This window comes from Streptomyces sp. NPDC048483 (assembly GCF_040651455.1).
Classification (GTDB): Bacteria; Actinomycetota; Actinomycetes; order Streptomycetales; family Streptomycetaceae; genus Streptomyces.
In genome coordinates this window covers 21,673-28,878 of record NZ_JBEZJZ010000108.1, presented here as the reverse complement: position 1 = coordinate 28,878, position 7,206 = coordinate 21,673, and the positions used below count along the sequence as shown (strand labels likewise).

At 71.9% G+C, this 7,206-nt stretch carries 5 protein-coding genes; 4 read left to right on the top strand and 1 reads right to left on the bottom strand.

From position 1 onward, the window contains the following. Positions 1-1,451 (top strand): hypothetical protein (locus AB0D04_RS35105; protein ID WP_362711445.1); only part of this gene is annotated, 1,451 nt, incomplete at its 5' end. A gap of 33 nt (positions 1,452-1,484) precedes the next feature. Here the strand turns inward: AB0D04_RS35105 and AB0D04_RS35100 are convergent. After that, complete coding sequence (locus tag AB0D04_RS35100) at positions 1,485-1,820, bottom strand: putative quinol monooxygenase (RefSeq protein WP_362711444.1); 336 nt, start codon at positions 1,818-1,820, stop codon at positions 1,485-1,487. A gap of 485 nt (positions 1,821-2,305) precedes the next feature. Here AB0D04_RS35100 and AB0D04_RS35095 point away from each other — a divergent pair, with 485 nt between their 5' ends. From AB0D04_RS35095 to AB0D04_RS35085, 3 genes are all read left to right on the top strand, one after another. Beyond that, positions 2,306-2,464, top strand: a complete 159-nt coding sequence (locus AB0D04_RS35095) for a hypothetical protein (RefSeq protein ID WP_362711443.1) — start codon at positions 2,306-2,308, stop codon at positions 2,462-2,464. Between the two features lie 68 nt (positions 2,465-2,532). Beyond that, a complete protein-coding gene (locus AB0D04_RS35090; protein WP_362711442.1) occupies positions 2,533-5,850 on the top strand; it encodes a lantibiotic dehydratase in 3,318 nt (1,105 codons plus the stop codon). Further along, positions 5,847-7,196 carry a lanthionine synthetase C family protein gene (locus tag AB0D04_RS35085; protein ID WP_362711441.1) on the top strand — a complete coding sequence of 450 codons (1,350 nt, stop codon included), beginning with the start codon at positions 5,847-5,849 and terminating at the stop codon, positions 7,194-7,196. Before AB0D04_RS35090 ends, AB0D04_RS35085 begins: the two co-directional genes overlap by 4 nt. The last annotated feature ends 10 nt before the right edge of the window (positions 7,197-7,206 follow it).

The following is a 7,206-nucleotide window of genomic DNA, read 5'->3' as shown; positions in this document are numbered from 1 at the left end:
CGCTCGCACTGGGGCTGTGGGGGCTGGCCCGTCAGGGCGCCCTGTGGCGGGACGAGGCGGCGACGTGGGAAGTGGCCCGGCGGTCCCTGCCCGAGATCTGGCACCTGGTCGGGCACGTGGATGTCGTCCACGGGCTCTACTACCTGCTGATACACACCGTGTTCGAGGTCTTCGGAGCGAACCTGGCGGCGCTGCGGCTGCCTTCGGTACTGGCCGCGATCGTCGCCGCAGCCGCCACCGCGGCGACCGGCCGCAGGCTCGCCGGGCCCCTGGGCGGCCTCTCCGCCGGGCTGGTGCTGGCCCTGCTGCCGGTGATGCAGCGGTACGCGCAGGAGGGGCGCTCCTTCGCGCTGGTGGTGGCGGGGGTGGCGGTAGCAACCTGGCTGCTGGTGGGCGCGGTGTGCCCGGCGGGGACGGCGCGTGCGCAGGACGGGCGCGGGTGGCGGGCCGCGTGGGGGTGGCGCTGGGGCGGCTACGCCGCGGTCATGCTCACCACCACGCTGCTCAACTGGTTCTCGCTCTTTGCGCTGGCGGCCCACGGTCTGATCGTCGTGATCGCCTGGCGCGCCGGTCAACACCGGTTGCCGGCACGGTGGTTGGCGTCCGTCATGGTGATCGTGCCGGGGACGCTGCCGATCGTTCTCGCCAGCCGTCCGCAGGCGGGTCAGGTGGCGTGGATACAGCCCGCCTCGGCCGCCAGCCTGCTGGGGGTGACCGCGATGCTGGTGGTCGCCCTGGTGTGTGCCCGGGTGCCACATCGCGCACGTACGGCGCTCTCGCCGGTTTCGGTGGGGCTGCCGCTGATCGCCGTCCCGGAACTCGGGCTGCTGCTCGCCTCCTGGCTCATCGAGCCGGTCTACGTCGACCGCTATGTGCTCTTCGCCTACATAGGCGTGGCGCTGCTCGTCGGTCCCGCTGTCGCCTGGGCGGTGCAGGCGGTTCTGTCGCACGGCCGGAGCCGGGGGCGCAGGTGGGAGCGGGTACGGGGCGAGGCGCTGCTCGCCGGGGTCGTGGCGGTCGTGTTCGTGGCGCTGCTGCCCTTGGAACTGCATCTGCGCGCCCCGGCGAGCCGGACGGACGATGTGCGGGTGACGGCCGACGAGGTCGCGGCGCTCGGCCGCTCGGGGGACGGCATCGTGTACCTGCCCGACCAGCGGCGGGACGCCGCACTCGTCACGCCCGCCGCGTTCCACGGACTCGACGATCTCGCGCTGGCCGAGAGCCCGGTGGCCTCCGGGACCCTGTTCGGCATCGAGGCCACCCCCGCACGCATACGGGCCGCCATGCTGGCGCACCGGCGCATCGTCGCCGTCAGTGACCTCGACGACTCCCCCGTGCCGCCGACGCCCCGCGACCGTGCGAAACGTGCCGTCCTCGCCCGGCACTTCACCGTCACCGCGTCCGCCGAGACCGGGGGACGCCGGGTGACGGTGTACGAGAGGGCGCGCTGAGCCCAAGTCAGGCGCACCCTCCCCTCATGGGTCTCACTGCGGATTGCGGGGCGTGATCTCGCCCATCTCACCCCAGCCGTCCATGTCGGGGATCTCGGTGCTGACGATCTGCGGCCGGTCGACGACCGCGTACGACATCGCGTCCATCGCGGTCTTGAAGTGCTCGGACTCCACGTGCTCCTTGCCCGCTTCACCGTCGCGGAACGCCTCGACCAGCACGAACTGGTGCGGGTCAGCGACGCTGCGGGACCACTCGAAGAACAGGTTGCCCGGCTCGCTGCGGGTGGCCCGGGTGAAGTCGTCGACGAGGTCGAGCCAGTTGTCGCTGTGCTCGGGGCGGACGGTGAATTTCACGGTGATGAAGATCATGAGGGGGGTCTTTCTGGAATTGACGCATGGGCGTTATGCCTGGTGGGCGCGGCCCGGTAGGGACGAGGTTACCTGTCCCGTGCCCGCCGGACGGTGCGTCAGGTGCTCCACGGTGATCGTGTGTACGGGCCCCTCGTCGCCGCACGCCGCGCAAGCCCGCCCGGGCCACGGCGACGCATTCCGAACGGATCAAGACAAAGAGCGAACCGGATTCCCCGTCGGGACCAAGCGGCTTCGAACCCTCGCCGACCAGGGGAAACGAGGCCGGCGTCAAGTGTCGCCCGGCATACCCCAGCCTGAATATGACGGTGCGCCACGGCGGGTGACTCCGACCGGCCTGCGGCAAATATGGGCCAAAACAAGTGAATAAATAATATTATCCCCTTATTCCATCTTGTGGCCCACTCGCCAGTCATGTGACGATCCTTTCTCGACCGATTCCCTATCGGTTCGCACTTCCACCGGAATCCGGACAAGGAGCAGTCATGCCCGCACCGAAGAACTCGCAGGACATTTTTGACCTCGACATCCGCGAGATCGCCGACCCGACCGAAGAGGCGAATTCCAGCGTCCTCAGCAGCGGCATCCCGACGCTGTGCAGCAACGAGTGCACCGGCGACTGCTGCACCATCGCCGGCTGCTGACACCAGGCAGGTCAGCTTAACGCGGTAAGCGACTTCCCTCCTGGCCAGGGCCGGGAGGGGAGTTCCGAATGACGTCCAGAAACCAGAGAAAAGTCTCCGTGGACAATAACCTTTCGTACTCCTGCACAGGTTTTGCTCTGCTGCGTATCCCCACACTTCCCGAGCGATATTCCGAGGCAACCCGTGCCGATATCGTGGAGGGCAGCACGGACGAAGCGCGAGAGAGTATCGAATACATTCGCCGGCTTGCCGCCAATAACCTACTGAAAGAAGCGGTGGAGATTTCCAGTCCGCCGCTGGCCCGGCGCTGGGACGAGATCCTGCGGGGAAAGAAAAACGGCATCGCCACCATCCGACGCGCCGTCCGCGCGCTCAGTTCCTATCAACTGCGCATGGCGACGCGCTGCACTCCGTTCGGTCTGATGGCCGGGGTGGCGGTGGCGCGGTTCGCCGACGCTCCGGAGGCCGTCCGGGCACGCCTGGGGGCAGCGCAGCATAAGTCGGTCCGGCTGGAGAGGAGTTGGGTCTCCGCGCTGACGGCTCCCTGGGCCTGCCGTCCTGAGGTGCTGTGCCACCTTCGGCTGACGGCCAACAATCTGTGCCGGGTGCGCGGCGACCGCCTCACGCTCTCCTACCTGCCGGATCTGGGGGTCGACGCCACCGACACCGTGCGCGAGGTCAGTGTGCGCCACACCCCGGCGGTACGTGCCGCGCTGGACGCCGTCCGTACGCCTTTGCCCTACCCCGAGCTCGAGAAACACCTGGCCGAGCGGTTTCCCTCCGCTCCCGACGGAGCCATCGGCCGTCTGCTCGCCGACCTGGTGCGCAAGGAGATGCTGCTCACCGGCCTCCGTCCGCCGGCGGAGGCCGCCGACGCGGCGGCGCATGTGAGGGACGCGCTCGCCGCGGTGCCCGCGTCGGCGCTCCCCGAACTGGCGGAGTTGCGTGGCGTGACGGAGTCCCTCGCCGCCTACACCGCGCAGCCACTCGGAGCCGGCCAGGCCGCCTGGTGCGAGGTCACCGCCCGGATGCACCGCCTGCAACCCGCGCAGCGGGGCGTCCAGGTGGACCTGGCGATGGACGCGGACGTGTGGCTGCCCCCCGAGGTGGCGGCCGAGGCCGAACGGGCCGCGGATCTGCTGTGGCGGATGGCCCCGGAAGGGTCCGACTCCCTCGTGCTCGACCGCTACCACGCGGAGTTCGTCGAGCGCTACGGCGTGGGGCGGGCCGTGCCGGTGACCGAGGTGCTCGATCCCGACGCGGGTCTGGGGGCACCCGCCGGCTACGAGCAGCCGCCCGGCACGCGCCCTTCCCCAACGCCGTCCCCCACAATGACCGACCGGGACCGGCTCATGACGGAACTCGCCCAGGAGGCGCTGCTCTCCGGCGCCGAGGAGGTGGTGCTCGACGAAGACCACCCGCTGGTCTCCCGGCTCGCCCGGACGCAGGGCCGGCGAGCGCCATCGATCGAGCTGTTCACGCGCGTCCTTGCGCCGTCGGTGGATGCGCTGCGCGAGGGCGCGTTCCGGCTGGTCGTCATGGGCGGCTCGGCCGGTCCGGCCGCCGCGACCTTCGGCCGGTTTGCCTATCTGCTCCCCGAAGAGCTGCAACCCTCCCTGACCGCGCTGGCCCGGGCCACCGGCGACGAGGAGACACCAGACGGGAAGACACCGCCGGACGCACTCCACGCCCAGCTCGTCTTCCAGGCCCGCCACGGCCGCGGGGACAACGTCGTTCAGGTGCCCCGATGGCTGGAACACAGCGTGCCGGTCGGGGTGTTCGCCGACACCGCCGAGCCCGGAACGCTGGCCCTGGAGGACCTCGCGGTCCGCGCCGACCCGCACCGGCTGCTGGTCGTCGAAACCGCCGGCGGCCGGGAGGTGCGGCCGACCGTCCTGCACAAGCTCAATATGCGGACGCTGGCCCCCAACGCGGCACGGTTTCTGGAGCAGATCGGCCGCGACGGGGTCCGGGGCGTGCACTCCTGGGAGTGGGGCCGGGCCGACCATCTGCCGTACGTGCCCCGCGTCCGCTACGGGCGCGCCGTCCTCAGCCTGGCGCGATGGCGCCCGACCGAAGCGGTCCAGGATCAGGACGCGCCGTTTCCCGAATGGGCCGAGGCCGTGCAGAAGTGGCGTACCCGCTGGCGGGTGCCCGCACAGATCTGCTTGGTCCACGCCGACCAGCGGCTCGAGCTCGACCTGACCCGGCCGCTCCATCTGCGCCTGCTGCGCCACGAGTGGAAGCGGCGGCCGCAGACCCAGGTGCTGGAGCGGCCGGACGCCGAGGGGACGGGGTCGGGGTGGCTGACGGGCCCGGAGGGCCCGCACCGCAACGAGCTGGTGATCCCCCTGGTGGCACGGCCCACCGCGGTGCCGCCCGCCGATCGGCACTCCGGCCCCGGCCGCCCGGAAGCCGTACGCCCCACGCCCGTACGCCCGAAACCCGTACGCCCCACGGCCCTCCGGCCGGCTCCGCGACGGCCGCAGGGCGCCGAGCATCTGCCGGGCGGCGAGTGGCTGTACGCCACGGTGGACTGCACCCCCGCCAGGCAGGACGACCTGCTCGTCCGCCACCTGGACGAGCTGCTCGCCGACCTGCCCGAGGAGGTGGACCGCTGGTTCTTCATCCGCTACCGCTCTCCGGACGACCACCTCCGGCTGCGGTTCCACGGCACGCCCGACGCGCTGGCGGCCCAGCTGCTGCCCAGGCTGCACCGCTGGGCCCACACCCTTCGCACCGACCGGCTGATCCGGGGCTGCGGACTGGCCACCTACGTTCCCGAGCTCGAGCGCTACGGCGGACCGGAGGCCATCGCGGCGGCCGAACGCGTCTTCCACACCGACAGCCTGGCGGTCATCGAGGCGCTGAAGCTGCGCGAGGCCGGCCGTCTCCGGCTGGAACCGGTCATGGTGGCGGCGCTCGGCCAGGCACACCTCGCACGGACCTTCTGGACCGCGTACTACGGTCCGGACGACGGCAGTTCGGACGACGGCGAGCCGGATGACCGCGAGCCGGCCTGGGTGCGACGCGTGCTCGACGGCATCCCGCGCGGCGAGATGCACCAGGCGTTCCAGAAGCGCCGACGCGAGGCCCTGGCGCTGGTGGACCCGTACGGCGACGGGGAGGGCCTGCGGGACCGGCCCGGGGGCGAGGAACTGCGTGCCTCCTGGCGAGCCCGCGCGGCAGCCCTGACCGACTACGCGCACACCCTGCGCGCGCTCGGCGACCGCGCAGAGGCACCGCCCACGCAGGTGCTCCTGTCTCTGCTGCACATGCACTGCAACCGTCTCACCGGCATCAACCCACAGACCGAACAGGCCGCGGCCGCCCTCCTGCGCGGCGCCCTGCAGGCCCATCGAGACCGCATCAGGAGCAGCTCATGAGCACCCCCACCGAGGCCGCCACCGACCACCCCGAGGTGACCGCCGCGCAGGTCCGCGACATCGTGGCCGGCCTCGCCGAACGGCTCATCGATCCGCGGCGGGTGGCGGCCGCCGCGACGGCCGCGGACAACGTCGAGCACCTGCCCGGTATGCCATCGGCGCAGCCGCCCTGGGGCACGCTGGGGCTCGGCGAGGCCCACGCCGGTACCGCGCTGCTGTTCGCCGAGCTGTCCCACGACGACCCGCGGTTCCGGGAGGCTGCGCACGCCCACCTGGCAGCCGCCGTCCAAGGCCTGGGCGCGCCGCCGGTACCGGGCCTGTTCGGCGGCGCCGCCTCCCTGGCGTTCGCGGCGTACGCGGCCCGGCACGGCGAGGACGACTACGCCGGCCTGCTGGCTTCCCTCGACGCCCGGGTGACCGCCCAGCTGCGCACCCTGCTCGCCGCGGAGGCGGCACGGCTGGCCGCCCGGCAGGCAGGCGTGCAGATGCGCAGCTATGACGTCGTCGCCGGTGCCACCGGACTCGGCCGCTACCTGCTGCTGCGCGGCGAACGCCACCGGGACCAGCTCGCCGACATCCTGTCCTATCTGGTGCGCCTGACCGATCCGGTGGAGGCACACGGCCACCAGGTGCCCGGCTGGTGGGTTCCCCTGGAGCCGGGCCACGGGCCGCAGTTCCCGCGCGGACACGTCAACCTCGGTCTGGCGCACGGCATCAGCGGCCCCCTCGCGCTCCTCTCGCTCGCCTGGCAGGCGGGCGTACGCGTCCCGGGGCAGCGGACGGCCCTCACCCGGATCGCCGATTTCCTGGTGTCCGGCCGGACCGAGCAGGGGCTGTGGCCCGGGGTGATCAGCTTCGACGCGCTCGTCGGCGAACAGGACCCGCACGCCGGCCACACACAAATGACCGCCTGGTGCTACGGGACGCCCGGCACCGCCCGGGCGCTCCAGCTCGCGGGCACCGCCCTGGACCGCGTGGACTGGCAGGCCCATGCAACGGACGCCGTGGGCACGGCACTTGAGCAGTCGCTGCACACCGTCACCGACAGCTCGGTGTGCCACGGCTGGGCCGGGCTGCTGCACATCGTCGGCCTGATGGCACGGGACGGCGACGACCCCCGGCCGGCCGAACGGCTGCCGACGCTGGCCTCCTCCCTCCTGGCGGCCTACGATCCCGACCTCCCCTTCGGATACCGCTATGAACGACCGCAGTTGAGCGCCGGACTCCGGCAGGCTCCCCATCGCGCCGGGTTCCTCGACGGCAGCGCCGGCATCGCTCTTGCCCTGCACGCCTACGCCAACGGCGGCTGTGCCTCCCCCTGGCATACGGCGCTGCTGGTGGCCTGAGGGGCCCGGC

Bases quoted from the DNA above. Each gene is read 5' to 3' on its own strand.
- AB0D04_RS35095 (WP_362711443.1), top strand. From the start codon at position 2,306: ATGCCCGCACCGAAGAACTCGCAGGACATTTTTGACCTCGACATCCGC.
- AB0D04_RS35085 (WP_362711441.1), top strand. From the start codon at position 5,847: ATGAGCACCCCCACCGAGGCCGCCACCGACCACCCCGAGGTGACCGCC.
- AB0D04_RS35100 (WP_362711444.1), bottom strand. From the start codon at position 1,820: ATGATCTTCATCACCGTGAAATTCACCGTCCGCCCCGAGCACAGCGAC.
- AB0D04_RS35090 (WP_362711442.1), top strand. From the start codon at position 2,533: ATGACGTCCAGAAACCAGAGAAAAGTCTCCGTGGACAATAACCTTTCG.